This window comes from Streptomyces barringtoniae, from assembly GCF_020819595.1.
Taxonomy (GTDB): domain Bacteria; phylum Actinomycetota; class Actinomycetes; order Streptomycetales; family Streptomycetaceae; genus Streptomyces; species Streptomyces barringtoniae.
The window spans coordinates 1-26912 of sequence record NZ_JAJHNP010000010.1; the positions used below are offsets into that span (position 1 = coordinate 1).

A 26912-nucleotide genomic window follows, 5' to 3' on the forward strand; every position below is an offset into this window, starting at 1 on the left:
CTGAGTCGCGTCCGCGACGCGCTGCCTGGTGATGGGGTCAACGACTGCAACCACTGCCGTTGACGTCAGGGGCCGGGTCTGCGGCCGGGACCGAGTCCAGTGACGGCAGCGCCGACGGCAACGTGCCCGGAGCCGACCGGATGTCGGCAAGCTTGCATCGCCTGCAGCGGCCGCCCTGCCCGGCTGTCAGTCGCTCCGGCCGAGGGATGGACACTTGTCTCCGTCCGTGGAACGCGGCAGAGGTCCGGGAGGAGAGACGACGTGCGACTTCGCTGTGCGGTGCTGGACGACTTCCAGGGTGTGGCCACCGAGTTGGCCGACTGGTCGGTGATCGAGGACGAGGTGGAGGTCTTCTCGCTGCGGGAGCACCTGGACGGCGAGGACGCCCTCGTCGCGGCGCTCGTGGACTGCGACATCGTCGTCACGCTGCGCGAACGCGTCCCCTTTCCCGGCTCCTTGCTCGCCCGCCTGCCCCGCTTGAAGCTGCTCGTCGCCTCCGGTATGCGCAACACCGTCATCGACTACGCGGCAGCCGCGGCCCAGGGCGTCACCGTGTGCGGTACGGAGAGTTCGGGCACCCCGCCGGTCGAGATGACCTGGGCGCTGCTGCTCGGTCTGGCCCGCGGGATCGTCGAGGAGAACACCGCGTTGCGCACGAACGGCCCCTGGCAGTCCACCGTCGGCGCCGACCTGCACGGCCGTCGGCTGGGCCTGCTCGGTCTCGGCCGGATCGGCAGCCGGGTGGCCAGGGTCGGGCTCGCCTTCGGCATGCGGGTCAGCGCCTGGACCCCGGGCCTCAGCCAGGAGCGCGCCGAGGAGGCGGGCGTCGGACTCACCGCCGGCAAGGCGGAGTTGCTCGCCGAGAGCGACTTCGTCTCCGTCCACGTGGCCGCCCGCGAGAGCACCCGGGGGCTGGTCGGCGCCGCCGAACTCGCCCTGATGAAACCGACCGCCTACCTGATCAACACCTCCCGGGCTGCCGTCGTCGACCAGGACGCCCTGCTCGCCGCGCTGCACGAGGGCCGGATCGCGGGTGCCGGCGTGGACGTCTTCGACATCGAGCCACTGCCCGCCGGCCACCCGATGCGCACCGCCCCCCGTCTCCTCGCCACACCCCACCTCGGCTACGTGTCGCACGCCAACTTCACGACGTACTACCGCCAGGCGGTGGAGGACATCCAGGCCTACCTGGCCGGGTCCCCGATACGGCTCCTGGCCTGAGCCCCGCGGCTGCGGCCGGCTGCGGGTCACGGCGGGAGGCTGCGGTCACGGCGGGAGGCTGCGGTCGCGGCGGTGAGCGCGACCGGGAGCACGGAAGCTGTTGCCCGGCCCGCCCGGCCCGCCCGGCCCGCCCAGCCCTCCACCCGCCCGGCCGGATCAGCCGAATCTTCCGGCCCAGCCCGATCTGCCGGACCAGCAGGACCAGCCGGATCAGCACCAGCCGGATCCGCCGCAACCGGTCGCCGCCTGCCGCCGATCCGACACCCGCGCCGAAACCGGCTGTAACGGGCGTTCCCCCACGCGTCGTGACCTACTACCCCCGATCGCTGCCCATGACAGCGCAGGCCACTCGGCGGAAAGCGCGAGGCGGAGGAGGTCCGGCGCGTGAGGACGACGAGTCGCGTCGTGGCGCTGATGGTGGCGGGAACGGTGTCATCGGCGTGTCACGGAAATGCCGCCGCGCCCCACTGGCACGGTGAGGATGGGCGCCCTCCCAACCTCACCATGCAGAAAAGCGTTCCACTACCCGGGCGTGGCCGAGACCGCTCGGATCTGCCCCGACGGGTTCACTTTCACCACCCAGCCCCGCACCTTCCGAGCGGGCACGTACACCCAGTACGCCTATGACGAGGACGAGAGCGGTACCCACCCGCTCGGGAAGACCAAGCTCCGGGTGATCTCCCCGACGGTGAGTCCCGACGACGCGCGGATCGCCGACGACATGGCGACGTTCACCGCCCGGCCCGGCCCGCACACCTTGGAGAACGGTCGGCAGGCCTGGGACACGGGGCTGATCACCACGGAGGGGTCCCGGGAGGGATTCCGTCTGCGGCCCGGCGACCACCTCGAGGTGCGGGCGAAGCTGCCCGCCACGGTTGGAGCCTGGCCGTCTGTGTGGACCTGGGCCGGCGGCGGCCACGAGATCAATGTGTTCGAATACCATCCCGACGCCCCGGACCTGCTGGAAATGGTGAACCACGTCCGGTACGCCGCCAATTACGACGTCATCACCCCCCTCGGGCGGCGCGGACTGGACGCGTATCGGTGTGCGGCTGGGCACTGATTACGTCGACTGGTATGTCAACGGCGCCCTTGTCTACGAGGACGGACGCGGAGTGGCCCCGGACTGGTCGGCTTGTCTGAACGTCAACCTCTCGATTTCCTCGGGTGACATCCACCCCGCCCCGCCTACCGACGACCCGATCGCCTTCAGCGCCGATCACGTACGCGTCTTCCGCCGAGTCCGGCACCTGCGGCCGAGTCCTGTCACCTGCGGCTGAGTCCTGTCACCTGCGGCCGCCTGGCCGTGCGGCCGCGGACGGTGCGGGGTGGGCATGCGAGAGCTGCTCGCGGCCCCTGCCCGGGAGGATCGCAGGCAAGCGGCCCAGCAGCCCTCTCGTACGCCGACCGCCCCTGACCAGCCGTAACAACCGGTCGGCCGCATCCGTGTGAACCGAAGCCTGGACGAAGGCACGGCCAGGCGTGGGCCGTGACGGTCCTTCGGGCGGGTCCAGGGGCCGGAACGGGCCGCCGAACCCGGAGCGGCCTGAACTCCCCGCTCGGGCAAGGACTTCGAGAGCGACAGTGGCCGCGATGCGTCGTACGGGTGTTCTTGCCCCGGCGACGGAATGGACCGCGGTATGTCGCAGCCGGTCCGCGGCGTCGGCCACTCCACCATTTCTGAGGCATACGTCACATTATTTGCTTCTAATTCGGAAGGAGTACTGTTTTGGTAGGAGTAGCTCAGGTGCTGAGCGGCGCCGAGACCTCGGCGGTGACCTCACCGCCTCCGCTCACCGGCGAGACACGCGCCGACCGGGCCGGCGCCCGCGCCAAACGCACGCTCGACGTCGTACTCTCCGCGCTTCTGCTGGTCGCCCTGCTTCCTCTGATGGCGCTCATCGGTCTCGCGGTGGCCGTCAGCAGTGCGGGACCCGTCATCTACCGGCAGGCTCGGGACGGCATGGGGCAGCGATCGTTCACGATGCTGAAGTTCCGCACCATGCATCACAATTCGGCCGTGGACGTGGCGGCGCTGCTGCTGGCCGACGGCAGTGAGATGTCCATCTGCACCAAGCCGCGGCACGATCCGCGCATCACGCCGGTCGGCCGGTTCCTGCGCAAGACCTCGTTGGACGAACTGCCTCAGCTGATCAACGTGCTGCGGGGCGACATGTCGCTGGTGGGCCCGCGCCCCAACGTGCGCCCCGAGAACCAGCTGCTGCACCCGGAGCACCGAGCCAGACGGCTGTCCGTCAAGCCGGGCATGACGGGGCTGTGGCAGGTGTCGGGCCGCTCGAGCACCACGGTCGACGAGGCGATCCGGCTCGACCTGCGGTACGTCGACCACTGGAGCCTGCAGTTGGACCTGCTGATCCTGCTGCGCACCCTGCCCGCCGTGCTGAGAACCAGCAATGCGCGGTGATCCGGGCGGCGCGGCGGCGGACGGCGGGCGGCCCACCGTCCTGCATGTCGCGGAGGCATGGGGCGGCGGGGTACAGACGGCGGTCCGCGACTATGTGCGGTCCGTTCCGGAGGTGCGGCACCTGCTGCTGATGTCCGAGCGCGACGGCTGTCAGATCGCCGACACGGACGCGCTCTTCGACGGCGTCTGGCGGATGCCGCCAGGCCACTTCGCGCGCGTCCGCGAAGTGGGCCGGCTCTTCCGTGGGCTGCGGCCGGACGTGGTCCACGCCCACTCCTCCCTGGCGGGGGGCTATGTGCGCCTCGCGCCCGCCGTGCCGACGGACCGCATCGTCTACACCCCGCACTGCTACGCGATGGAGCGCGGCGACCTCGCGCGGCACGCGGCGGCGGCGGTGCAGGCGGTCGAGCGCGTGCTGTCCCGGCGTACGGGCACCGTGGCGGGTGTCAGCCCCCGTGAGGTCGAACTCGCCCGCTCGCTGCGCAGGCGCCAGCGAGCCGTCCACGTACCCAACCTGGTGCCCTGTCAGGAAGCCGCGACGGCCGCCCCGCCGCGGCAGCGGCCGGAGCCCGACGTGCGCAGCGGCGACGGCACCGGTCTGCCGCCTCGGACCGTTGCCGCCGTCGGCAGGCTGTGCCCGCAGAAGGACCCCGCCTTCTTCGCCGAGGCGGCGGCCGAAGGGCGGCGGCTGATGCCGTCGAGCAACTGGTTCTGGCTCGGCGGCGGCGAATCCGCCCACGGTGCGCGACTGGAGCGGGCCGGTGTGACGGTCACCGGCTGGCTGGACCACCGCTCCCTGCAGCGACTGCTCGCCCAGGCGGACGTGTACGCGCACACCGCGCTGTGGGAGGGAGCGCCGATGACGCTTCTGGAGGCGGTGGGGCTGGGGCGGCCGGTGGTGGCGCGGCGCATCCCGGCCCTGGAGTCGCTGGGCCTGACCGGTCTGGTCGACACGCCGGGGGAGCTGGCGGCGGCGGCCGTCGCCGTGCTGACGCACGGTCCCGGCGAGCAGAGCGGCGCGCGGCTGGACATGCTGTTCGCCGAGCACACCCCGGAGCGGCAGCGCAGGATGTTGCGATACGCGTACGGCCAGTGACGGATGCCGGGCGCGCCGGACGGCGGCACGGGCGGCATGCAGAAGAGCGCCGGACTCTCCCCGCGGTCGTGGGAAGGTCCGGCGCTTTCCATGTGGATGCTGTCGGCCGGTCAGAGCGCCTTGCTGTTGCAGCCCATGTCCGAACCGAGGTGGCTCTGCTGCGCACCCGGGTTGCCTTCGCCGTTCAGCACGTTGCCGGCCAGGCCGTTGAGGGCGCCGACGCTGCCCAGGACATCGATGTTCATGTCGTGCGAACGGCATTCGATGCCCTGGTTGACGTCGAGGTCGTCATGGCCCGGCTCGCCGTGTGCGAAGGCGGTGTTGAGGCCGAGGGTGCCGACACTGCCGAGGACGGCAGCACCCACGAGGACGGCCTTCTGGAACTTGCGCATTACTTCTCCGTTGGTCTAGCGGATGCGATCCGCGGCAGATCTGGTGGGGGGAGGACGGAGGAAACCCGGCGAGGCGATCAGCCGACGCGGGGCAGACCCAGTGAGCCGACGGGAGGCGCGGCGACCTGCCCGAGGCCGAGCCCGGGCGCCTGCGGTGCGTCCGGTGCGAGCAGCGGGTTGACGAGCGGGTTCACCTGAGGGTTCACCTGAGGGTTCACCTGAGGGGCGACATGCGGCGGGGCGTCCGTCGCGCCGAAGGTCTGCGGTACGGCGACCTGCGGGGCCACCCGCGGCATGACCTCCGGCGCCGACTGCGGGCTGACCTGCGGCACGACCTGCGGCGCCGACTGCTGCGGGGCGGCGGCCTGCTGGGGGGCGTACGACGGGCCGGCGGCCTGCGCGAAGCCTCCCGAGACGGCCGTGGCGGAGGCGGTGGCGGCACGCTCCTGCGGCGGTGCCGGCGGAGCGGCCTGCATCATCGGCGGGGAGTACGGCTGCGGCTGCGGAGCGGCGATCTGTGCGGTGCCCGTCGAGCGGGACGTCGCCTCGGCCTGCGGACCACTCGGCTGCGGAGCGGCGTACTGGGGCGGCGCGTACTGCGGAGCGGCGTACTGGGGCGGTGCGTACTGGGGCGGTGCGTACTGCGGAGCGGCGTACTGGGGCGGTGCGTACTGGGGCGGCGCGTACTGCGGAGCGGCGTACTGGGGCGGCGGATACTGCGGCGCCGCGTACTGCGGTGCGGGGTACTCGGGAGCCGACGCTGGAGCGGCGCCGCTGTACCCCGCGGGATAGTCGGCGGCCTGACTGACGCCGGCGCCGATGGCGGACAGACCGCCGGCCGCTGCTGCGACGAGCGCGGCCTTGTGAAGCTTGCGCATGGAACCCTCGGCCCTTCAAATACCTGAACAGGGAAATCCGTTGTATTCGGTGCGGTCTCGCGTGCGCACAGTCTGATGTTCGTACTGCACCGTTACAGGGGTAACTCCTCGGCTGCACGCGGACTTTCGCCGGAGCTGACAGCGAATTCCCTTGCCCCTCCGTAGATCCATGATCGCTGCCCTCTCCCAGCTGGCAACGACTTCTCCCCCGCCCCGGTCACGGGAGCCGAAACCGCGTCACCCATTTGCCATCACCCGCCGGATGCGCCGGACCAGGATTGCAGAGGAGTCCGCGGCGCGACACCGAGGCACACAGAGCCTGGGGCAAATGGGTGACCAGGGCCGGGTATCCGTATCCGTTCCGCCGCTTGTCTCGTTCCCCACTGGGCCAGGGCGATGGTCCGTCGCAGCCGTACAGGGCAGCAGGAAACAGCACCACCGGCACCAACTCATCAGCATTTCCGATACGTTCCGAGCACAGGTCAATGAAGGGCCGAGGGTTTCATGCGCAAGCTTCACAGGGTCGCGCTCGTCGTCGCAGCAGCCGGGGGTCTGTCCGCCGTCGGCGCCGGCCCGAGCTCCGCCGCCGTTCCCGCGTACGGCGGTGGACTTCCGCTCCCCGTTTCGCAGCCGGACGCCCAGGCGGCTTCGGCGACCTCCTCGCAGGCCAGCGTGCAGAGTTACGGCTCCCCGGCCCCGTATGCGGGTCCACAGCGGGGCGCTGACGTCACACCGCAGGTGAACCCGAACCTGAGCCCGCAGATCAACCCGCAGATCTCCCCTCAGGCGGCCCCGGGTCAGGGCGGCGGCCTGGGCCAGACCAACCTCTTCCGTCCGTCCCAGGAGTGCAGCCCGCAGTCCCTGCTCAACGCCGCAGTCCCGGTCGCCCTGCTCGCCGCGTCCGAGACCCACGGCATCGAGTGCACGCAGGCCAACACCCAGTCGAACGCGCTCGCCCACGCCAGCGCCCACTAGCGTCGCCGGACGTCCGGACACCCACCCCCGGCACGGGCCCTTCGAGGAACAACCGCGAAGGGCCCGCACGCATGCGATACGGCTTTCGGGTGCTTTTGTCGGGAGATCAAGAAACCGGCGCGTCGCTGTCCGTTTTGGGTTATTTCCTATTAATCTCCGTGACTGTAAGAAAGCGATCTGTCACGGATCGCAACCCCTTCACTCCACCGGAGAAGACATGCACAAGCTTCGCAAGGCTGCCGTTCTGATCGCCGCCGTCAGCAGCATCGCCCTCATGGGGGGCACCGCCCACGCCGGCGGTCAGGAAGGCGGCAAGGAAGGCGGCAAGGGCGGCGACCGCTTCAGCGTCCTGCAGAGCTCCAACTGCAAGTCGCACGACCTGAACCTGGACGTCCTCGGCGAGGTCGGCATCCTCAACGGCCTGCTGGGCAACGCGCTCAACGGCGAGGGTGACCCGGGTGCCCAGGCCACCCACATCGGCTCGACCATGGGCTGCAACAACAGCGCCTTCTAAGCGCACCGCCGCACCGGCGACCAGAGCAGGAAACGATCCCGGCACCGAGCCTCAGGTTCGGTGCCGGGACCTTTTTGTGCGCCTGTGAGCATTCAGGGTGACAACAAATCGGAATTCGGCGCGTCGTTGGTTGTCTTCGGATATTTCCTATTAGCCTCCATTACCGCACGAAGTCGATCTCCAAGAGATCGCATCCACCACTTTCATTCCACCGGAGATGACATGCACAAGCTGCGCAAGGCTGCCGTCCTGGTCGCCGCCCTCGGGAGCGTCGGGCTCCTGAGCGCCGGCGCCGCCCACGCCGACCAGGGATGGGGCAAGGGCGGCAACGGTCCGCGCTTCAGCGTCCTGCAGTCCACCACCTGCAGGTCCCACGACCTCAACGCCGACGTCCTCGGCGAGGTCGGCATCGCCAACGGCCTGGGCGGCAACCTGCTGAACGGCGAAGGCAACGCCGGCGCCCAGCAGTCGAGCCTCGGCTCGACCATGGGCTGCAACAACAGCGTCGGCAAGTAGGGCGCACCCCCTCTGTCCCCGGTGTCCCGGCCGCAGGCCGGGACACCGGGGACAGCCATGTCGGCGGCCGGTTCCGCTCCCCCGGAGGCCGAAATGCCGTACCAGGAAGCCGTAATACCGGACCGGAAAGCCGGAACCGGAACGTCGGAGCAGCGAGCGGTCACACCGGATCAGAAAACCGAAACAAGGGACCGTAAAACGCAAGAAGCCGGACCGGGAAAGATCCCGGTCCGGCATGCGCCGGTCGCCCGTCGGAACGCGATGCGAGGCTAGTCGAACCGAGGCCTCTTGAAGCCCTTGGGCAGCTTCGCATGGTTGGAGCAGTCCACCACCGTCCCGACGTTCGCGGTTCCCCCGTGCAGCAGTTCGTCGTCGGGAAACACCACGCGGGGCCGGTCGGCCATCGAACAATCCTGTGTCTGGTCGATGAAGTGCTTGCCGCCGTGGTCGGTGCGGATGTCGCTCTTGCGCATGCAGACGACGCCACCCGTGGCGGTGTTCCTGCATTCGCCCCCGGGTTCATCGGCGTGCGCTTGTACGGCACCGGCGCAGATCACGGCGAGACTTCCGACGAGACCCGAAATGGTCGCGACCTTCTGTCGAGTGAACATGTGTTGCGTTCCTTTGCAATTGACTGCAGGAGACGAGTCGGCGCCGAAATTGGCGCAGCCCGGACGCGCTCCCTGGGGGATCTGCCGCGCGTCCGGGCTGCCTTCGCATGGGGTGTCACTCAGCACACCGGTGAACAAGCCGAGTTGGTCCGGGACAGGAGCGTCCGAGTTCGTGCGATGTGCCTATCGTTCTGTATTACTGGGCGTCACCCGGAGCGGCGTACTGGCCGTAGCCCTCCTCCCCGCCTTCCTTGTGCTCACCCTTCTTGTCCTCGTTGTAACCACCCCACGTGGCCACGGCGTTGGCCGACGAGTTGGCCACCGCGGTGATCGTCGGGGGAGCGACATCCTTGTCGTCCTGGCCACCGGCGAAGCTGACGCCGACACCAAGGGTGGACAGCCCCGCAACGACCGCCGCTACGACCGCAGCACGCTGAAACTTACGCATGGTTGACCCTTTCTTACCCGGGCGGACAGCCCTGGTTTGACTACTTGCTGTGAGCTTATACACACAGTCCGTAGCAATTTGGGATCTTCGCTCCATACGTCGTGTCGGCTCACCGCACGGCACGCGCCGAGGGGTTTCACTCTCGGGACTCAGAACAGACCGGAAAACTCCTTCTGTCCGTCGGCCTTGTCGGGCGCTCCCGACGTCGTGTTGGAACAGGTCACCTGGGGCCCGATCCGCATCGACCCGCCTCCCAGGGCGGCGGGGACGGTGAAGGGCTGCGTCGGCAGGCAGTTGTCGTAGTGCGGGATCTGGCCGTTCTCGGGGATCTCACCTTCGATCCGCTGGACACAGGTGACGTTGCCCAGGATGTCGCGGGTGCACGTACCCGGACCCCGGACGGTGTGCGCCTGGGCCACACCGGCGCAGGTCACGGCGAGGCCGCCGATGAGCCCCGAGACGGCCGCGATCTTCTTCGTGCTGAACATGTGCTGCGTTTCCTTTGTGAGGGGCGCCGGGCACCGTGCGCCGCCAACCGTCCGCGCCGGCCCCCGGCTTCGCCCTGTCGTCGTCTTCGAGCCCCGGGCAACCGGCCGGGCGTGAAGGGAACCCTTCGGGGAGTGACCCGAAGGGTTCCGCGGAAGGCGTCGCAGGTGATGACGCCGTCGACCTCAGCCAGAGAAAGCGTTGTTGAACTGGCCGCAGGTGGTGTCCAGGGTCTGGGCAAGTCCGAGCACGCCGATCGGGATGTCGTTCTCGGCCACCGTCTGCGGGCTGCACTCCTGGTACGGGCGGTAGAGGTCGTTCACCTCAAGCCCTCCCCTGCCATGAGCGTAGGCGGTACCGGCGCCGGCACCGATGGCGGAGAGACCGCCGGCCGCCGCCACTGCTGCGATCACGACCTGCTGAAGCTTGCGCATGGAACCCTCGGTTCTTCATTGCTTGACGTATTGCTGACATCGAGGCTGATTGCCTACCGTGACTTAACGAACACTACCAGTAGCCAAGTGTCGTATTCCACTTTGGCGGATATCCGTGTCTAAAAGGGGACATGAGAGCACAGGCTCTGGCGGGGAACGGCAACTGACGCCGCATCGCGCCGGATTGGCATTGGGCACGCCAACACGGAACGTGAAAAGGGCAGTTGTCCGCGAGCGAAAGACGCGCCCCCGGTATTACGAAAATGTCGGCTCCGCGGCCCGATGACGGCGATCCGCCGGCACGGACACCACGAGGTCCCGCAAACCCTCGATGTAAAGGCGCATGTTCTTGTACGCGACGTCGGTGTCCGGGTAGCGGCAGGCGAACCACAGACCCTCGTGCAGCCGGGTGATCCAGGCGCACACCTGGTCGCCGTACGACACCCGGATCAGCCCGTACGCCTTCTGCTCGGTCCACTGGGCCGAGCCGGGGACGAGGCGGGCGTCCGCATACGAGACGATCGAGTACATGTCCGGCGACGTCGGGCGGAAGTCCGCGCCGAGCAGGCGCAGTACGCGCGCCAGCGGAATACGCGCCAGTGACCGGTTGGCCTGCAACTCGGCGCGGACCGCGGTGAGCGCGCCCTCGAAGTCCCGTGCCGTGGGCACCTCGATCGGTGCGCCGCCGACGTACCAGCCCACGGAGTCCGACCACGCCGATTTCACCCGGGTGTGGAACGGCACCACCGTACGGTAGACCGGCTGCCCGCCGAGCTGGTGCACGAGCAGGCTGGTCGCGGCCAGGATCCCCACCATGCTGCCGCCGTAGGGCCGGCAGTACGTCTCGAACGCGGCGGCGGCGTCCGCGTCGACGAGCGGCTCGCGCAGGAGCTTCTGAGTGGGCAGTACGTCACCGGACCGCAGTCCGAGGTCGACGGGGAAGTCCGGGAGCTTCCCGCCGCAGCGGGCGATGAACTCCCGCCAGCGGGCGACGATCGCGTGGGTGTCGTCGATGTCGTCCGCGTTCGCCCGTTCCTGCTCGCAGAAGTCGACGTAACTGCCCACGCGGGTACCGGACATGGTCCGGCCCGTGACGCCCGCGAGGTACAACTCGTGGATCTCGTCCGGGATGCGGTAGAGGGAGTAGGCGTCGACGTTGGTGTGGTCGAACGCCAGGTACACGCTGGTGGAGTCCTCGCGGACGACGGCCGCGTAGATCAGGTTCGGCCAGCCGAGCGCGTCCGCCGCGACGTCGAATCGGTCCTGCAGGTAACGGACCAGCGTGTCCGCGTCGGCGAAGTCGCCGACCACCTCGCGGCGCAGGGTCACGTCGTCCTCGTCGAGCGTGAACCGGTGCATGTCGTCGCCGGCCCACCTGAAGCCGCTGCGCAGCGTCTCGTGCCGCAGCGTCCAGCCGCGCAGCGCCTGTTCGAGCGCGTCGAGGTCGGCTCGGCCCGGCAGATCGAACGCCGTACCGATCCAGGTCGGCACGAACAGACCGTCCTCGCGCACCGAGCGCGCGGTTCTGATGTGCGACTCCTGGATGTACGCCGGCGGCCGCGGATCCGGTGGCTGCGCTGCCGCGGTCGCGACCGTCGCCGGACTGTACGTCCACTCGACGAGGCGTCCGGGCCGGACTTCGCAGCGCTGAATGTCAGAAATTCGCACGGGGGCGTCTCCTTCGCAGAAGACTCAGACTTGATCACGGGAGAGCCGTGCGCGAGCGGCGGTTGCCGTGTCGCCGGCTTTTCAACGGGACGTGTGACACCTCGAACGGTGAAGCGAGCGACGCGGGTTCACGGCAGACGGAGAAGAGCGCCGGCACCTCGCGCAGCGGAGCTCTTCCCGTGGCGCGCCTTCCGGAGCCGGCACTCACTCGTACCGGTAGATCCCGCTCACGTCCTCCAGTTGGTCGGGGGTCACGTCCCACGGCGGCAGCCGCTGGTGCCGGGCCACGATCCGGCCGTGCTGGGCGTCGCGCGGGCCGGGCTGCTCCGCCGGAAGGTAGCGGTGGTCGCGGTGCCGCCGCTGCCAGCGGGTCCACTGCAGGTCGACGAAGGAGTGGTGCAGCCAGAAGACGGGGTCGTTGGGGGAGGCGCCGCCGACCATCACCCCGCCGATCCAGCGGTGCACCCGGTTGTGGTTGCGCCAGGAGGCGCTGCCCCGGCCCGGCCCCCACCCCTCCAGCTTGTTGCGGAACCCCTTGGTGACCGTCGAGTTCCAGGGCGCGGTGTCGTACACCGGATCGGCCAGTGCCGTCTCCAGGTCATGGGCGGTCGGCAGCTGGATCGGGTTGCTGTGGTGGCCCAGGTCGCGGGTGAGGTACTCCACGTCGGTCACGTTCTCGTTGATCGTCCAGTGGCCGGTGCGGTAGGCGAACGGGCCGGTCATCACCTGCCGGTCCGAGCGCCGCCCGTTGCCGCCCATCAGATCGTCGGTCCACGGCAGGGAGGTGGCCGTGCGGTCGCGGGTCCAGTCCCAGTACGGCACCGTCACCGACCCGTCCACCCGGCGCAGCGCCCGCTCCAGCTCCAGCAGGAGCTTGCGGTGCCAGGGCAGGAAGGAGGGCGCCATGTGGGCGGTGCGCAGCCCGCGTTCGCCGTCGGGGGAGTTGTATTCCATGTGCATGCGTACGAAGTCGTCGTACTCACCGCGCCGTTTGACCTTCAGCAGGGCTTCCACGAACCGTCGCCGCTCGCTGCGGGTCAGCTTGCTGACGTTCTTACGCGTGTACGCCATGCTCGCCTCCCCCGTGCGTCGGCGCTCCGCCCATCGGGCCCGGTGCCAGGTCGCGCAGTTGCCCGTCGGGGCCCAGTTCGTCGACCGCGGCGCGGGCCGCGGCGAGCGGGGTCGGGTACGAGCGGTAGTGGTCGACCATGCTCAGCCAACTGCCGTCGGCGCGGCGCATCAGGTGCAGCGGGCGGCCGTCGATGGTGACCTGCCACCGGCCGGCGGCGGCCCGGCGGCCGGTGTGGACCTCGATGCCGCGGATGTGGCGCCCGCGGTAGGTCTCGTCGAAGGCGTCGGCCCGGCGGCCGTCGTCCTGGGCGCTCGGGCGCCGCTCGCAGGCCGCGGCCACCGGGACGAGCCCGACGCCGACGGCCGAGACGAGCAGCCTCCGCGTCACCTCCCGCCGGGTGCTCTCCCGTGGCCGCGCTCCGCCCTCGGCCGGTGTTCCGCACTGCTCGCCCACCGGCGCTCCGTCGACGTCTGGAACCATCGTTCACTCCTCGTCCGGTCAGGTGTCCGAAGCGGTAACCGACGGACGGCCCTCCCGGTCACCGCAGTGCGCCCGGACCGGTGACGAGTGCGCGGCCGAGCGGCTCCGGAGCGCACGGGCTCAGGAGTGCTCAGCTGGTCCAGAAATCCCACCAGCGGGTCAGAATCAGCATGCCGACGACTCCGGTGTGCACCAGCGGCAGCACCCAGGTGAACTCCGCGAAGAATGCCCGCACCGGAGCGGGCGCGGGCAGGAAGTGGTGTCGTACGGCGAACGAGGTGACGTACCAGAACATGACGATCGTGGCGACCCATGCCAGACAGCACCACAGGCACAGGGCGTTGATCCGGTACAGCGACTCGAACTGCAGCCACGAGACGAACCCGACCCCGAACAGACAGCCCGCGTCGAAGGTCAGCCAGTACCAGCGGGGGAAGGCCGCACCGGCCAGCAGGCTCATGCCCACGCAGATCACGATGCCGTAGGCGACCAGGCCCAGCATCGGGTTGGGGAAGCCGAAGACGGAGGCCTGGGCGCTCTTCATGACACTGCCGCAGGACACCACCGGGTTCAGGCTGCACCCGGGCTTGAAGTTCGGGTTCTCGAGCAGCTTGAACTTGTCGAGGGTGATGACCCAGGAGGCCAGCAGCCCGGCCGCGCCCGTGATGACGAGGAGGAGCCCGAAACCACGGCTGGCCCCCACCGCCGGGGGCGTCTGCGCCGACGCCATCAGGCACCCGGTCCGGGGGCCGGGAGAACAGCGCCCGCGTACGGGGCCGGCCGTGGCCGCGGGGTGGTGCCGTACCGGGTGTGCCGGGACGGCGCGGGGACGACCGCCCGGCCCGCCGCCGGCCGGAGCGGGGGCATCGGGCCCCGCCGGGCGGAGCCGCCCTGGTCGGCGGTGCGGACGGAGCGCGTGTCGCCGGAGGTCGAGGTCACCGCGCGACCTTATCGGCACGCGGCGGGACGGCCCGGCCGGCGGCTCACCCGACCGGTGCAGAGCGGCCGGCGCTCCACACGATCGGGGGACGCCCGGCCGAGCGTGCCGTGTCACCGCCGGTGCTTCCCACGGCGCCCGGACCTCCGGCACCGCCCCCGACGGTCCGGCCCCCGCCCCGGCCGAGACCGGACAGGCCGCCCTGAGTTCCCCTTCCGAATCAGCCCGGGACCAGGCAGGCCGCCCCGGGCCTTCCTCCCGGATCAGCCCAGGACCAGACAGGCAGCCCCGGGGTCGTCCGGCTGGATCAGCCCGGGACCGGCAGCCCACCCCGGGAACTCCCTCCGGTCAGCCCGGGATCGGACAGACCTCCCCGGCGGCTCCCTCCGGATGACCCAGAACCGGCAGCCCACCCGGGCGCTCCCTCCCGGATCAACCCAGGACCACACAGGCCACCCCCGGCCCCTCCCTCCGGGCCGGCTCGGGACCACACAGGCCGCCCCCGGCCCCTCCCTCCGGATCAGCCCGGGACCAGACAGGACGCCCCTGGGCCGCCTATGAGTCCTCGCCCCGGGTCAGCCCAGGGTCGGACAGGCCGCTCAGGGATCCCCGGAGCGGCCAGGACCCGGGGCAGCCCGTCCCTCGGGGGGCTCCCTCCCGGATCAACCCGGAACCGCGCAGGCCGCCCCAGCCCCTCCCTCCGGATCAGCCCGGGACCAGACAGGACGCCCCGGACCGCTCCCTCCGGATCAACCCAAGGTCACACAGACCCCCCGGGCCCCTTCCTCCGGGACCGGCCCGCCTTCGGGTGGCGGAACAATGCGAGCCGGGCCGATCCCGGCGGGCCGGGGCGGAGGGGACTACAGGCCCAGCAGGGAGGTGAGGAGGCCGAGGAGGCCGGACAGGACTCCGTGGACGGCTCCGGTGACCTGGTCGTCGTCGCCGGAGGTGGTGGCCTTCTGCAGGGTGTCCAGCGCCTTGTCGAGGGTGGCTTGCGCGTCGCTCACGCTGTCGGTGCGCGCCGTGGTGGCGCCGGTGGTCTTGCCGTGCGGGGACAGCGGGCCCGAGGCCCCCGAGCCGCCGGAGTTGGGCATCGAGGGGGCCGGCGCCTCCGTGGCCGCCTTGGCGACGGCGTCCTTGGCGGCCCGGACGAGCTTGGTGGCCTGGTCGGGGGAGAGCCGGCCCTTGTCGGCCTTGAGCACGGTGTTGAGCAGCGTGCTGACCGGCTGGAGCACGGTCCCGAAGCGGCCGAGGCTGTTGACGTGCGTGAGGAGTTTGTCCGCACCGGGGACGGGCGCTTGGGCCACGGTCTGTGTGCGCTCCGGGGTGGAGTCGGCCGCGAAGGCGGCCGGACCGGCGACACCGGCCAGAAGGACGGCGCTGAGTGCGATGGACGCGATGCGCCGAACGGGTGGAGCCCCCATGAACGTTCCTTTCGCTGGGTGAGCGGGATCTTGTGCCCACCGTGAAATCGCCCACCGCCCCCCGCAACCGATCGAGGGCGTTCCGGTGAACCACCGGTCCATCCGGGGCACGACTTCCGCACGCCGGACCCATTGACCATCCACTACGCACGAGTAAGTTGACTCCTCGGTAAGTCCGCGTCAGCCGAGCCGCGAGCGGGGAGCCGTCATGGGCGTACGCAGGGATCTGAAACGGGCTCAGCAGCGCACCGACCTGGCGGCGCGTGCGCGCATCGAGCTGGTCCGGGACGAGAGCGGCACGGTGCGCGAGGTCCGTACCGCTCCCCTGGCGCCCCGCGGCCCCGGCGGCGGCATCGCCGGCATCCCGTTCACCAACGCGCAGGAGGCGCCCGACGCGGTGGTCCTGCGCCGCCGGGAGAACGGCACCTGGCATCGGGTGACCGCCGCGGCCTTCGCCCACGAGGTCACCGCCGTCGCCAAGGGGCTGATCGCGGCCGGTCTCGAACCCGGAGGCCGCGTCGCCGTGATGTCCCGCACCCGCTACGAGTGGACGGTCCTGGACTTCGCGATCTGGGCCGCCGGCGGGCAGGTCGTCCCGGTGTACGCCACCTCTTCCGCCGAGCAGGTCGAGTGGATCGTGCGCGACTCCGGCGCCCGCTTCGTCGTCGCCGAGACCGCCGGGAACGCCGGGACGGTCGCCGCCGGCACGGCCGGCCACTCCGAGCCCCCGCGCGTCTGGCGGCTCGACGCACAGGCGCTGGACGAACTCGTCGCCCTCGGCCGGGACGTTCCCGACGAGGAGGTCACCAAGCGCCGTACGGCGCTGACGCCCGACACGGTGGCCACGATCTGCTACACCTCCGGCACCACCGGCCGGCCCAAGGGCTGCGTCCTCACCCACGCCCACCTGTACGCCGAGGCCGCCAACACGGTCGAGCTGCTCCACCCGGTCTTCAAGGAGGTCACCGGCCAGGTCGCCTCGACCCTCCTCTTCCTGCCGCTCGCGCACATCCTGGGCCGCACCCTGCAGATCGCGTGCCTGCTGGCCCGCATCGAGCTGGGCCACTGCCCGAGTGTCAAGCCGGACGAACTGCGGCCGATGCTGAAGGAGTTCCGCCCCACCTTCCTGGTCGGTGTGCCGTACCTCTTCGAGAAGATCCACGACACCGGGCGCGCCACCGCCGAGAGGCTCGGCCGGGGTGCCTCCTTCGACCGGGCGGACCGCATCGGGGTGCGTTTCGGGGAGGCGTACCTGAACAAGTTCCTCGGCACGGGCAAGGGCCCGGGGATCGGCCTGTACGCCGCCTGGGCGCTGTACGACCTGCTGGTCTACCGGCGCATCCGCAAGGAGCTCGGCGGCCGGATGCGCTACGCGATCAGCGGCGGCTCCCCGCTCGACCGCAACCTCGGCCTCTTCTTCTACGCGGCCGGGATCGTCGTCTACGAGGGTTACGGCCTGACCGAGACCACCGCCGCCGCCACCATCGTCCCGCCGCTGAGGCCCCGTCCGGGCACGGTCGGCCTTCCGGTCCCCGGCACCGCGGTCCGCATCGCCGACGACGGGGAGGTCCTCGTCAGGGGCGGGGTCGTGTTCGGGGGGTACTGGAACAACCCGGCGGCGACGGACGCGGCGCTGACCGACGGCTGGTTCGCCACCGGTGACCTCGGCTCCCTCGACGGCGACGGCTACCTGACCATCACCGGCCGCAAGAAGGACATCCTCATCACCTCCGGCGGCAAGAACGTCTCCCCGGCCGTCCTGGAGGACCGGCTGCGCAGCCGCCCGCCCATCGGCCAGTGCCTCGTCGTCGGCGACAGGCGCCCCTTCGTCGCGGCCCTCATCACCCTGGACCCGGAAGCGGTGGCCCACTGGCTGTCGGTCCGCAAGCTGCCCGCGGACACGCCTATGTCGGATGTGGTCCGGGATCCACGGATGCGCGCCGATGTGCAGCGAGCCGTGGACTACGCCAACGAGGCCGTCTCACGCGCCGAGTCGATCCGCGCCTTCGCGCTGGTCGAGGGCGAGTTCACCGAGGAGAACGGGCTGCTGACCCCGTCGCTGAAGGTCAAGCGGCAGGCCGTGGCGAGCGCGTACGCGGAGCAGGTCGAGGCACTGTACGGCGGATGAGCCCTTCGGGCAGCACAAGAGTGGCATTCGGGTGAATTACCCCGCATTACAGGTCTTCCGGTTTCTTCGGGCGTCCATATCTCGTTCACAGTCTGCAGGTCGTGGCACGCGTGAAGCCCCTCCATCGGGCCCCGTGGCCGGCTTCTGATTCCCCCTGAGAGGAAGACAACGAGAGTGCGACAGACCCTGAGCAAGGGATTGGTCGTGGCCGCCGCCGCGACAAGCGCCCTGTCTCTGTGCAGTCCATGGGCGTTCGCGGACTCCGATCCGTATGCGGCGATGACGGACTCACGCGCCTCCGCGCCGTCGGCCTACACGGCCGACGACGCCGATGAGGATTTCCCGGGTATGGCAAGCGCCATGAGGGCGATCGAGCAGGCCCAGGACGCCGTACGGACGGCGCAAAGGGAGGCCAGGCTGATGGCCCCGGAGGCCTCCGCCCCTGTGGCCGAACCGAGTGAGTCGCGTTCCTCCGGGGGCGGCGACTACGGCGACGACGAGCCGAGCCACAAGACCTCTCGCGACGACGAGTCGAGCTACGGCAAGTCCGGCGACTACGGTGACGACGACTCGGGTCACGGCAAGTCCGGGAGCTACGGCGACGACGACTCGGGTCACGGCAAGTCCGGGAGCTACGGCGACGACGACTCGGGTCACGGCAAGTCCGGGAGCTACGGCGACGACGACTCCAGCTACGGCAAGTCCGACTACGGCGACGACGAGCACTGCGGCTGCTACGGCGAGGAGGAGAACCCGCCTCCGCACCGCCACCACCCGGTGACGCCGATCCACAAGCCGCACGAGCACCCCAAGCCTCCGCACCGGCACGTCCCGCCGCCGCACCACCACAAGCACCATCACCACCACCTGGCCCACACCGGCTCCGAGGGCACCATCGGAGCCGCGACCGCCGGCGCGGCGCTGCTGGCCGCCGGAACAATCCTGTACCGGCGAGGCCGGGCCGCGGCCCGTAAGTAGGACACCGGGTGCCGGACGGGTCACGCCCGGCACCCCGCCGGTCATCCTTGTGGCCGATCAGCGTCGAGCCGCCCGACTCCATTGGTGCAATGAGCGTATATATGGCTGTGTCCCGCGAGTTAGGACATAGCCGCACCAAAGGAGTGGGGAATGATGCCCGAGTGCCGTCGATCCCTGAGGCGAGTGTCGTTCATCGCCGCCGGGCTGTGCGCGGCGGCGGCTTTCATTCCCAGCCCGATCCTCAAAGGCGACACCGCGGCGAACCTGGTGGAGCGACACTGCGCACCGGTCGCGGGGGCCATGCCGCCGGCCGTGTCCCCGAAGGCGGTGCCCGCCGGTCCCCTCCCTTCGGCATGCCCGGCGGACGGGGCGGCGGGCCCGCCGGGAGCGGCGCAGGCGCCCGCGCTCGGCGCCTACCTCAACTACGGGCCCCTCGGCGTGCGGCAGATCCAGGGCCTCAGCGACTGGCTCGACCACGCCGAGGTGCGCGTGGGCCACACGTACCTGCCGGGGGACCTGTGGAGCAACATCGAGGGCGCCCACGAGTTCCTCGACAGCTGGGCCGCATGGCGGCGCGCCAAGGCCGACCGGCTCCTCGTGGTCAACGTCCCGATGATGGAACGCAACGAGGAGCACCTGCCGGACACCGAGGTCAGGCAGTTGCTGCAACGGGCCGCGGCGGGCGAGTTCGACCAGCACTTCCGGGTGCTCGCCGAGCGCCTCGTCGCCCTGGGGGTGCCGGACACGATCCTCGTGCCCGGCTGGGAGATGAACGGCATCACCTACACCCACCGCTGCGGCCCCGACCCGGCCGACTGGAAGACGTACTGGCGGCGCATCGTCACCGTCATGCGCTCGGTGCCCGGGCAGAGGTTCAGGTTCGACTTCACCCCGGACCGCGGCGTGGACGCGGTTCCGTGGCCGCAGTGCTATCCCGGTGACGACGTCGTCGACATCATCGGCATGGACTCCTACGACCAGCCCGAGGGCGTCACGTTCGACACGCAGGTGTCCGAGCCCTACGGCCTGCAGTACCACGTCGACTTCGCGAAGACGCACGGCAAGCCGTTCTCGTATCCCGAGTGGGGTCTGTTCCGCAACGGCGACAACGCGACGTACATGCTGCGCATGCTCGCGTGGATGGACGAGCACAAGCCGCTCTACCAGTCGGTCACCGACTACTGCCCGCACGGCGTGTGGCTGTGCTCGGCCAATCCCCGGTCGTCCGCCATCTACCGGGCGGCACTGTCCGGTCGTGCGTCGGGTCCCGCGCCGCAGCCGTCGGTCCCCGCCTCGCCGTCGCCCACCCCACCGTCCGAGCCGCAGCCCACGCCGAATCCGACACCGACGCCGGCGACCCCGCCGCACCCCTGCCCGTGCGGGCCTACCAACGGCCCGGTCCAGAGGCACCACTAGGCCGGCGGGGCCCCCGTCCCCGGTGGTGGTGACTGCTCCCGTCCCCGGTGGCGGGTGACGGGAGCGCTACGGGTGGTCCGGGGAGCCGGCCGCATCGGTCCGGCGCAGGAGCCTCTTCCCCGCCTCCCGGGCACCGGCGGCGCAGGCAGCGGCCGCCAGCAGTGGTGCGGTGCGCCGACGGGCCAGCAGGAAGCGCTGGTTGACGACGGTCTCGGGAAGCCAGCGGTACTTGTACGGCTCCTTGCCGCGCAGCAGGCTCAGCACCGCCGGGCCCTCGGGATTGAAGGAGTCGACGGCCGCGACGAGCATCATCGTCACAGCGTCCACCTTGCGCTCCCGCAGCCGCGGGTGGACACCGTACAGGTACTTCCCCGCCAACCGCCGGGACTGGAAGGTGAGATCGACGGCCACGACCTCGTCCTCCAGCAGGAACTCCTTCACCACGGCCTCACCGCACCGGACCAGCGGAACCACCGACCGGACCAGGTGGTCGGAAAAGCGCGGCCGGAGATGCTCCGGATTCACCTTCCGGCCCTGCCACTGCAGCCGGTGGAGGTCCAGCATCCGGCGCAGCGCCGCCTCCGTCCCGTGGTGATCCACGGTGCGCCACTGCACGCCGAGCTTCTTCAGCTTGTTCTGCTTGTTGCGCACCCGCTGCGCGCGCGCCTTGGGCAACCGCTTGGCCAACTGCTCCATGGGCAGGGCGGGAATCTCCAGGCACTCGGAGTCGCTCAGGCGCCGACGCGGGCCGCGCCAGGCCTGGTAGACCAGTTCCACCGCGCTGCCCGGCCGCACCTCGCGGAAGTCGACCAGGGCGGTGCGGGCCAGGTCGGCCAGGGCGTCCGCCAGTTCCGGCGCGGCCCGGTCGGCGGCCGACTCGTCGAGGAGCACGTCGCAGAAGTCGGAAATGGCGCCGCCGATCGGCACCAGCGCCGGCCACGGGTGGTGGACGCGCATCAGCGGTGCCACGGCCACCAGTTCACCGTCCGCCCGCACCAGGACGAGCCGGAGGCTGCCCGGCGTTCCGTAGGACAGCCACCACGAATGCAGCCAGGCGTGACTCTGGAACGGCGTCACGGACCGGCCGGCCCGGTACAGGCGCCCCCATTCCCCCGCCAGTTCGGCGAAGGCCTGCTCGTCCGTGCAGACCTCCACCGACAGCGCGCCGCCGGGGCCGGTCACAGCACCTCCTGCGCGTCGGCGGCGGGAGCCGGGGCCGGCAGCTGGGCGCGCCCTGTGTCGCCGGCCGCCGTCCGCCGCGGCCGGGCCAGCAGGGCGAGGCCGCCCAGCAGGCCTCCGGCGGCCGCACCCACGAGCGCGGTCAGCGCCGGGGACGGGGACGAGGGCTCGGTGGGTGTCAGGGCGCGGGAGAGACGGACGAGGGCGACGCCGGTGTCCTTCCGGGTCCGGTTGGCCTGGGCGGTCAGCGCGCCGGACACGGCGTTGGCGACGGCGGCAGCCCGGGCGGGGCGCGCGGAGGTCGCCGTGATCTCGATCATCGGCGCGTCGGGTGACGTGGCGGCCTGCACGCTTCTGCGCAGCTCCGCCACCGGCACCCCCGCCTGCGCCTGCGCCTGCCCCAGCACGGCGAGTTCGGTCACCACACGGCCGTATCCCTGGGCGTATCCGAGTGCCGTCGCCGAGTCGGCCCTGCTCCCGGACGGTACGGCGATGATGTAGCTGGTGGCCGTGTACTGCGGTGGGTTGACCTTCGCGTACCCGCCTCCGGCCGCCGCGCCGAGCAGCGCGACGGCCGGGAGCAGCCATCGCACCGGCAGTCGCGCGGCACGCGCGAGGATCCGGCGGCGCGGTCGTACGGGGGGTGGGGGGCTGTCGGGCATCAGGACCTCACTTCCGGGTTGAGCCGGACAGCACGGCCGTGTACACGTCCATCAGCTGTCCGGCGGTTCGCTCGATGCTGTAGTGCCGCACGGCGTCCGGTACGGCACGTTCGCCGGGTCCGGCCGCGCGCAGCCGCAGCAGCTCCCGGACGTACGCATCGGTGCCGCCCGTGACCCGCCGGGCGCCCGGCGCGGCCTGCGGTGGCAGGTCGTCGACGGCGGGGCAGGTCGTGTACAGCACGGGGAGTCCGGCCGCGAGCCCCTCCAGCACGGCCAGGCCGAAGGCCTCCTCGGCCGAGGGGGCGGCGAGCACATCCATCGCGGACAGCAGGGAGGGCAGGCCGGGCGTGCGGTCCCGGGGGGCCGGCAGACACGGCCGCTCGCCGGTCAGCACCAGCCGGTCGGCGACCCCCAGGGCGTGCGCGGTACGCCGCAGCGCCTCCTCCTCGCAACCGCCGCCGACCAGCAGCAGCCGCACGTCGCCGGGCAGCCCGTCCAGCGCGCGGACGAGCAGGTCGAAGCGCTTGCCCTCGGCGAGCCGGCCGAGGCCGCCGACGACGTACGCGTCCTGGGGAATCCCGTGGAACGCGCGGGCCTGGCTGCGTCGTGCCGCGTCGTAGCGGAACAGGGAGGCGTCGATGCCGTTCGGGATCACGCGGATGCGCGGGCCGGGCACGCCCCACCGGCGCAGCCGTTCGGCCACGGTCGGCGAGACGGCGACGGTGGCACGGCCGAGGCGTTCGCCGGCCAGGTACAGGGCCCGGACGCCCGCCGTCAGCCGGCGGCGCTCGATCTGGGAGTCGCCCAGGGAGTGCTCGGTGGCCACCACGGCCCGTACTCCTGCCAGACGCGCCGCGATCCGGCCGTACACACAGGCCCGGTACAGGTGCGTGTGCACGATGTCGTAGCCGCCGGCGCGGATCAGCCGGGCCAGGCGGGGCAGGGCGCCCAGGTCGCGGTTGCCGCGCATGCCCAGATGGGTGACGTGGACGCCGTCGGCCCGCAGTCCCTCGGCGACCGGGCCGGGGTTGGCCAGTGTCACCACGTCACACCGGACGGGCAGGTGCCGCAGCAGCAGGCGCAGCTGCTGTTCCGCGCCGCCCACACCGAGGCCGGTGATGACGTGCAGGACTCTCACCGTGCCCCCAGGGTCCGGCCGCGGGCCAGGCGTCGTTTCAGCTCCAGGCGCAGCGGGGTGTCGGCCTGTGCGATGTGCAGCCGGGGCAGCGCGAAGTCGCCGGCGAGGTGGGCGGGCGCGGGAGCGATGGCGCAGGCGTAGCCGTAGCCGGCGTGGTGCACGGCGGCCTGGGCCTGCGCGTCGACCCGGCCGTAGGGGTAGCAGAACCCCTGGACGTCGGCGTCGATGAGTTCGGCCAGCACGGTACGGCTGCGCTGGACCTCGGCGTGCAGTTCGCCGGGGCCGGCCTGGGTGAGGTCGACATGGGTGAGGCCGTGCGAGGCGATCTCGATGCCCGCCGCCGCGGCCCGGCGGATGCCCTCGGCGCCGAGGAGGTGTTTGCGCGGGCCGAGCGGGTCCCAGTCGTTCTCGCCGTCGAGCCGGCCGGGCAGCACGAACACGGTCGCGCCGCACTGCCAGCGGCCGAGCACGGGCAGTGCCGCCGTGACGAAGTCGGCGTAGCCGTCGTCGAAGGTGAGACCGACGAGCCCGCGCTCCTCGCCCCGTGCGCGGGCCGCGAGCAGCTCGCGCACGCTGACCCCGCGCAGACCGCGGCGGCGCAGCCAGGCGAGCTGGCGGTCGAGCCGGGCGGGCGAGACGGTGATGTCGTACGGGTCCTCGGGATGGTCCGAGACGGAGTGGTACATGGCGATCCAGGCGGCGGGCCCCCGCTTCCGGCGTTGTCTGCCGATCCGCTCGCGATCGGGTTCGCCGGCGTGGGGGGACGGTACGGGGACGTCAACGACCATGGCTCATACCTCGTGTGACGGTGCGTCGGACCATGTGCGTGCCGCGGGCCAGGAGCGACCGGGCGCCTGCCACGTCGAGAGCCCAGACCAGCGGGACGAAGACGGCGGTCACGCTCGCGCAGCCCACGGCGACGGCGGCCGGGGCCGAGGCGAACGGCCGCGCGCAGAAGGCCCCGGCGCCCGCGGCGCACAGGGCCGCGCCCACCGGTTTGGCCAGTTCGGCGACGAGCCGGTGGACGCGTACGGGCACGCTGCGCGTGCCCAGCCCGCGCAGCAGGAGCAGCGCGGTGAGACTGATCCCGGCGGCGTTGGCCGCGGCGATGCCGGGCGCGCCCCAGATCCCCACCGCCACGGCACCGGCGCCGATGTTGACGACAAGGCCCGCGACCATCGCGCCCAGCGGGTACCAGGTGGCGAGGCCCGCCGAGAAGTACGACCGCACGAGCGCGCCCACCAGCGCGTGGCCGAGCAGCCCGAGCGCGTACACCCGCATCGTGGTGGCGGTCGCGGCGGTGTCCGCGGCGGTGAACGCGCCGTGCTGGAAGAGGAGTTCGACGACAGACGGCGCGCAGGCCACGACCACGGCGGTGCCCAGCAGCACGAGTGAGCCCACCAGCACCAGGTCCTGCTCGGTCCGCTCCGCGGCCCGCCGCAGATCGCCCTCGGCGACGGCCCTCGCCAGCACGGGGAACGTGACCACGCACACCATCAGCGACAGCGACATCGGCAACTGCGCCACCTTCTGGGCGTAGTTGAGGTGTGAGATGGCACCGGCGGGCAGTGCGGACGCGAAGTAGCGCTCGACGAAAACCTGCGACTGACGGCACAGCACGAACAGCAGTACCGAGACGACCAGGGCCGGTTTCAGCGGCCGCCGGTCGTCCCCGGACTGCGCGGGCGGCTGCTGCGGGCGCAACGCCCCGGAGATCCGGCGCCACAGGACCGGGCCCTGGAGCGCGAGCATCAGGCATCCGCCGAGGGCGACGCCCAGCGCGGCGGAACGTACGCCCCAGCGGGCGCCGAGGCCGTACACCGTGGCGATGACCGCGACGTTGAGCGCGACGGAGATCGCCGCGGGGACGAGGAACGAGCCGTGCGCCCGCAGCGCCGCGCTGCAGTACCCGGCCAGTCCGAAGGTCAGCACGGTGGTCGCGGTCAGGCGGGTGCAGTCCACGGCGAGGGACGCGTCGGCCAGGCCGGGGCCGAGGAGCGAGACCAGCAGCGGCGCGCCGGCGACGAGTACGGCGGCCGCGGCGGCCAGGCCCAGGAACAGCCGCGGCAGGGAGGCGGCGACCAGTGCGCGCACGGGGTCGTGTCCGGCGCAGGCGCGCGCCCGCCGGGCCAGCGCCAGGCTGAACGCGGGCACGAGCACGTAGGCCATCCCCGCGTCGATCAGCAGCGTCGCGGCCGTCTCGGACACGGTCCACGCCACCAGGAAGGCGTCGGTCTCCGCCCCGGCTCCGAAGAAGGCGGCGAGGGCCTGATCGCGTCCGAGCCCGAGCAGCGATCCGGCCACGGACAGCACGGCGGAGAGCAGCGTCGCCTTCGCGAGGAAGCGGCCCGACGTCCCCGGGAAGGCCTCCTGCGCCACGGCGCCCCCGGCGGCGCGTGGGGTGGCGGCGTGGTCCCGGGTACCCGCCGCATCGGCGCCGTGCGCGGTGCCCGGATCGGGCGAGGTGTGCGCGTCGGTGCCCTGTGCGGCCGGGGGCGTGGCTCTCATCCCGGGACCTCCGACGAGGCCCGGGCGGTGGCGTCCGCCGTGTCGGAGGCCGGCGCCGTGGTGTCCGCCGTGTCGGGGGCCAGGGCCCACCAGCCGGCGAGCCCCAGGACCACGGCCGTCAGGACGGTGGTGGGTCCGCCGATGTCGGAGTACAGGTAGTCCACGAGCTGCCACAGCAGCAGTCCGCAGACGGCGACGGCACAGTCCGCCGCGCGTTCGGCCCGCCGCAGCCGTCTCAGCGCGCAGACCAGCAGCGCCAGCCAGCTGCCGGCCACCGTGAGGACGCCGAGCAGGCCCTGCTCGCTGAGCACCAGCAGATACATGTTGTGGGGTGAGAGCAGGGGCTGGCGCCGGTAGCCCTGGCCCGCTCCCTCCGTGTCGCTGCCTGCGGACAGCGCGAGCGAGGCGTGCCCGTCCCGGTGCGCGGGGAAGGCCTTCAGCCCGACGCCCGTCACGGGGTGCTCGCGCCACATGCCGGTGGCCGCCGCCCAGAGGCTGTAGCGGTCGATCACGGACTGGTCCGGCGCGTCGGTGACCCGGGTGATGCTGGTCAGACGTTCCTGCAGCGCCGCGGTGCCCACGCCGACCCCGCCCACCAGCACCACCGAGGCCGCGACCACCGTCGCGCACACCTTCGCCGCCCGCCGTGCCCCGGCCGACAGCAGCTGTGCCCCGCCCACGACGGCGGTGGCGATCCAGGAACCCCGGCTGAAGGACACCGTGAGCGGCACGAGCAGCACCAGCGCGCACGCGGCCGCCACGACCCGCTGCCGCCGGTCCCGCGCCTTGAGGGCGAACCCGGTCGCGGCCACCAGTCCGAACGCCACGACGGTGGACATCCCCATCACGTCGGACGGCCCGAAGGTGCCGACCGCCCGGATGTCGGCCCCCTGGTACGAGGCCCCGGTTGCGGTGAGGTACTGGTGCACCCCGATCCCGCCCTCCCACAGCGCGAGCCCGACCAGCGACCAGAGCACCAGCCGGGCGTCGCGGCGGTCCCGCACGAGCAGCACCACCGCGACCGGGACGAGCACGAACACCTGCAGGTACCGGGCCAGTCCGGTGAGGGCGTCACCGGGCGTCACCGCCCCGCCCGCGGCGACCGCGACGCCCACCACCGGCAGTCCCAGGACGACCGCGGCCGTCCCCGTCAGCGGGCGCCGTGCCCGCAGCGAGGTCCGCAGCAGGGCCCACAGCACGACAAGGCCCGACACCGCATCGGCCGCTGTGGCGTTGCTGCCCGCGGCGACCGGCAGCGCGACCATCACGACGATCGCCACGACGGGCAGGACCGGCGCGGCGCGGCGCAACGCCGGTGGCGCCGGG

The 26912-nt window shown here is 71.6% G+C and carries 28 protein-coding genes; 10 read left to right on the forward strand and 18 right to left on the reverse strand.

Annotated elements, in window-relative coordinates; all coding sequences use genetic code 11:
• Positions 1–261: 261 nt before the first annotated feature.
• The 4 genes from LMU33_RS19195 to LMU33_RS19210 all read left to right on the forward strand — a co-directional run bounded on the left by LMU33_RS19195 (position 262) and on the right by LMU33_RS19210 (position 4742).
• Positions 262–1221: a D-2-hydroxyacid dehydrogenase family protein gene (locus LMU33_RS19195; protein WP_228621708.1), complete on the forward strand. Its 960-nt coding sequence runs from the start codon at positions 262–264 to the stop codon at positions 1219–1221.
• 532 nt (positions 1222–1753) lie between these two features.
• On the forward strand, positions 1754–2284 hold the full coding sequence (locus LMU33_RS19200) for a LamG domain-containing protein (RefSeq protein WP_228621709.1): 531 nt from the start codon (positions 1754–1756) through the stop codon (positions 2282–2284).
• Positions 2285–2968: 684 nt separating this feature from the next.
• Positions 2969–3646 (forward strand): sugar transferase, encoded by a 678-nt coding sequence (locus tag LMU33_RS19205; RefSeq protein WP_228621710.1) that lies wholly within the window; start codon positions 2969–2971, stop codon positions 3644–3646.
• Positions 3636–4742: a glycosyltransferase family 4 protein gene (locus tag LMU33_RS19210; RefSeq protein WP_228621711.1), complete on the forward strand. Its 1107-nt coding sequence runs from the start codon at positions 3636–3638 to the stop codon at positions 4740–4742. Before LMU33_RS19205 ends, LMU33_RS19210 begins: the two co-directional genes overlap by 11 nt.
• 110 nt (positions 4743–4852) lie before the next feature.
• On the opposite strand, the gene LMU33_RS19215 is transcribed toward LMU33_RS19210, so the two are convergent.
• Both LMU33_RS19215 and LMU33_RS19220 read right to left on the reverse strand, forming a co-directional pair.
• Positions 4853–5134: a hypothetical protein gene (locus LMU33_RS19215; RefSeq protein WP_228621712.1), complete on the reverse strand. Its 282-nt coding sequence runs from the start codon at positions 5132–5134 to the stop codon at positions 4853–4855.
• A gap of 77 nt (positions 5135–5211) precedes the next feature.
• A complete protein-coding gene (locus LMU33_RS19220; protein WP_228621713.1) occupies positions 5212–6012 on the reverse strand; it encodes a hypothetical protein in 801 nt (266 codons plus the stop codon).
• Between the two features lie 504 nt (positions 6013–6516).
• Between LMU33_RS19220 and LMU33_RS19225 the strand changes: the two genes are divergently transcribed.
• The 3 genes from LMU33_RS19225 to LMU33_RS19235 all read left to right on the forward strand — a co-directional run bounded on the left by LMU33_RS19225 (position 6517) and on the right by LMU33_RS19235 (position 8017).
• Complete coding sequence (locus LMU33_RS19225; protein WP_228621714.1) at positions 6517–6987, forward strand: hypothetical protein; 471 nt, start codon at positions 6517–6519, stop codon at positions 6985–6987.
• Positions 6988–7204: 217 nt separating this feature from the next.
• Positions 7205–7501 carry a hypothetical protein gene (locus LMU33_RS19230; RefSeq protein ID WP_228621715.1) on the forward strand — a complete coding sequence of 99 codons (297 nt, stop codon included), beginning with the start codon at positions 7205–7207 and terminating at the stop codon, positions 7499–7501.
• Positions 7502–7723: 222 nt separating this feature from the next.
• A complete protein-coding gene (locus LMU33_RS19235) occupies positions 7724–8017 on the forward strand; it encodes a hypothetical protein (protein ID WP_228621716.1) in 294 nt (97 codons plus the stop codon).
• Positions 8018–8286: 269 nt separating this feature from the next.
• On the opposite strand, the gene LMU33_RS19240 is transcribed toward LMU33_RS19235, so the two are convergent.
• The 10 genes from LMU33_RS19240 to LMU33_RS19285 form a co-directional block, all read right to left on the reverse strand.
• Positions 8287–8766, reverse strand: a complete 480-nt coding sequence (locus tag LMU33_RS19240; RefSeq protein ID WP_228621717.1) for a hypothetical protein — start codon at positions 8764–8766, stop codon at positions 8287–8289.
• Between the two features lie 58 nt (positions 8767–8824).
• A complete protein-coding gene (locus LMU33_RS19245; RefSeq protein ID WP_228621718.1) occupies positions 8825–9076 on the reverse strand; it encodes a hypothetical protein in 252 nt (83 codons plus the stop codon).
• Between the two features lie 149 nt (positions 9077–9225).
• On the reverse strand, positions 9226–9564 hold the full coding sequence (locus LMU33_RS19250) for a hypothetical protein (protein ID WP_228621719.1): 339 nt from the start codon (positions 9562–9564) through the stop codon (positions 9226–9228).
• Between the two features lie 183 nt (positions 9565–9747).
• Positions 9748–9996, reverse strand: a complete 249-nt coding sequence (locus LMU33_RS19255) for a hypothetical protein (RefSeq protein WP_228621720.1) — start codon at positions 9994–9996, stop codon at positions 9748–9750.
• 255 nt (positions 9997–10251) lie between these two features.
• The gene (locus tag LMU33_RS19260) at positions 10252–11664 is read right to left on the reverse strand and encodes a condensation domain-containing protein (RefSeq protein WP_228621721.1); all 1413 of its coding nucleotides are present in this window, start codon (positions 11662–11664) and stop codon (positions 10252–10254) included.
• Positions 11665–11868: 204 nt separating this feature from the next.
• Complete coding sequence (locus tag LMU33_RS19265; protein WP_228621722.1) at positions 11869–12735, reverse strand: tyrosinase family protein; 867 nt, start codon at positions 12733–12735, stop codon at positions 11869–11871.
• On the reverse strand, positions 12719–13216 hold the full coding sequence (locus tag LMU33_RS19270; RefSeq protein ID WP_228621723.1) for a tyrosinase family oxidase copper chaperone: 498 nt from the start codon (positions 13214–13216) through the stop codon (positions 12719–12721). Before LMU33_RS19270 ends, LMU33_RS19265 begins: the two co-directional genes overlap by 17 nt.
• Positions 13217–13346: 130 nt before the next feature.
• On the reverse strand, positions 13347–13946 hold the full coding sequence (locus tag LMU33_RS19275; RefSeq protein ID WP_228621724.1) for a vitamin K epoxide reductase family protein: 600 nt from the start codon (positions 13944–13946) through the stop codon (positions 13347–13349).
• Positions 13946–14155 (reverse strand): hypothetical protein, encoded by a 210-nt coding sequence (locus LMU33_RS19280; RefSeq protein WP_228621725.1) that lies wholly within the window; start codon positions 14153–14155, stop codon positions 13946–13948. Before LMU33_RS19280 ends, LMU33_RS19275 begins: the two co-directional genes overlap by 1 nt.
• Before the next feature lie 858 nt (positions 14156–15013).
• Positions 15014–15577, reverse strand: a complete 564-nt coding sequence (locus LMU33_RS19285; RefSeq protein ID WP_228621726.1) for a hypothetical protein — start codon at positions 15575–15577, stop codon at positions 15014–15016.
• 208 nt (positions 15578–15785) lie between these two features.
• Between LMU33_RS19285 and LMU33_RS19290 the strand changes: the two genes are divergently transcribed.
• The 3 genes from LMU33_RS19290 to LMU33_RS19300 all read left to right on the forward strand — a co-directional run bounded on the left by LMU33_RS19290 (position 15786) and on the right by LMU33_RS19300 (position 20099).
• Positions 15786–17705: an AMP-dependent synthetase/ligase gene (locus tag LMU33_RS19290; RefSeq protein ID WP_228621727.1), complete on the forward strand. Its 1920-nt coding sequence runs from the start codon at positions 15786–15788 to the stop codon at positions 17703–17705.
• 348 nt (positions 17706–18053) lie between these two features.
• Positions 18054–18683, forward strand: coding sequence for an LPXTG cell wall anchor domain-containing protein (locus LMU33_RS19295; protein WP_228621728.1), 630 nt, complete (start codon positions 18054–18056; stop codon positions 18681–18683).
• Between the two features lie 150 nt (positions 18684–18833).
• Positions 18834–20099 (forward strand): glycoside hydrolase family 26 protein, encoded by a 1266-nt coding sequence (locus tag LMU33_RS19300; protein ID WP_228621729.1) that lies wholly within the window; start codon positions 18834–18836, stop codon positions 20097–20099.
• Positions 20100–20165: 66 nt separating this feature from the next.
• On the opposite strand, the gene LMU33_RS19305 is transcribed toward LMU33_RS19300, so the two are convergent.
• From LMU33_RS19305 to LMU33_RS19330, 6 genes are read right to left on the reverse strand one after another with little or no spacing between them, the layout of a single operon-like run.
• A complete protein-coding gene (locus tag LMU33_RS19305; protein WP_228621730.1) occupies positions 20166–21281 on the reverse strand; it encodes a GNAT family N-acetyltransferase in 1116 nt (371 codons plus the stop codon).
• Complete coding sequence (locus LMU33_RS19310) at positions 21278–21940, reverse strand: YveK family protein (protein WP_228621731.1); 663 nt, start codon at positions 21938–21940, stop codon at positions 21278–21280. The genes LMU33_RS19305 and LMU33_RS19310 overlap by 4 nt, the downstream gene beginning before the upstream one ends.
• Before the next feature lie 7 nt (positions 21941–21947).
• On the reverse strand, positions 21948–23078 hold the full coding sequence (locus LMU33_RS19315; RefSeq protein ID WP_228621732.1) for a glycosyltransferase: 1131 nt from the start codon (positions 23076–23078) through the stop codon (positions 21948–21950).
• Positions 23075–23866, reverse strand: a complete 792-nt coding sequence (locus LMU33_RS19320) for a polysaccharide deacetylase family protein (protein ID WP_372478012.1) — start codon at positions 23864–23866, stop codon at positions 23075–23077. The genes LMU33_RS19315 and LMU33_RS19320 overlap by 4 nt, the downstream gene beginning before the upstream one ends.
• Positions 23856–25586: a lipid II flippase MurJ gene (locus LMU33_RS19325; protein ID WP_228621733.1), complete on the reverse strand. Its 1731-nt coding sequence runs from the start codon at positions 25584–25586 to the stop codon at positions 23856–23858. The genes LMU33_RS19320 and LMU33_RS19325 overlap by 11 nt, the downstream gene beginning before the upstream one ends.
• Positions 25583–26851 carry an O-antigen ligase family protein gene (locus LMU33_RS19330; RefSeq protein ID WP_228621999.1) on the reverse strand — a complete coding sequence of 423 codons (1269 nt, stop codon included), beginning with the start codon at positions 26849–26851 and terminating at the stop codon, positions 25583–25585. Before LMU33_RS19330 ends, LMU33_RS19325 begins: the two co-directional genes overlap by 4 nt.
• Positions 26852–26912: the final 61 nt, after the last annotated feature.